The following is a 700-nucleotide window of genomic DNA, read 5'->3' on the forward strand; positions in this document are numbered from 1 at the left end:
AGCCGGATCAGCGCCGAGGTATCGAGCTCGCCCTCGCCGCGGGCCTCGAGTTCAGCGTAGTCGGCCAGCGCGCGGTCGATGACCGGGTGCCGGATGCCCGCCTGCCGGGCCATGGCCTGCACGATGCGCAGGTCCTTGGCCATGTGCGCGCACTTGAAGCCGGGGGTGAACTCGTTGCGCAGCATGCTCGCGCCGCGCTTGTCGAGGAACCAGTTGCTGGCCGCGCCCGCCATCAGGGTGGGCAGCAGGCGTTCGGGGTCGAGACCCAGCTTCTCGGCGAAGGCAAGGCCCTCGCAGACCGCCTCGTTGATGCCGGCCACCAGGATCTGGTTCACCGCCTTGGTGGCCTGCCCCGCGCCGGTCGGGCCCATCAGGGCGATGCGCGCGCCATAGGCCTCGAGCACCGGGCGGGCGCGCTCGAGCGTGGGCTCATCGCCGCCCACCATGACCGAGAGCCTGCCGTTCCTCGCCCCTTCCACGCCGCCGGAAACCGGCGCATCGAGGAAGCCGATGCCGCGGGCGGCAAGCCGCCTCGCGGCCTCGCGGGCCGTCTCCACCGCCACCGTGCTGTGGTCGATGACGATGGCGCCGGGCGAGAGGACGGCCGCGAGGCCATCGACATTCTCCAGCACGTCGGCATCGGCGGAGACACAGAGCGCAACCACATCGCAGGCCGCGTAGTCATCGAAGGAGGCCGCGG

Annotated in this window: 1 protein-coding gene; it reads right to left on the bottom strand. The window is 71.7% G+C overall.

Annotated elements, in window-relative coordinates; translation table 11 throughout:
- On the bottom strand, positions 1 to 700 hold a 700-nt coding region (locus N2041_RS14520; protein ID WP_297679312.1), incomplete at both ends, for an NAD(P)-dependent oxidoreductase.

It is taken from the genome of Tepidiforma sp. (assembly GCF_026419595.1).
Classification (GTDB): domain Bacteria; phylum Chloroflexota; class Dehalococcoidia; order Tepidiformales; family Tepidiformaceae; genus Tepidiforma.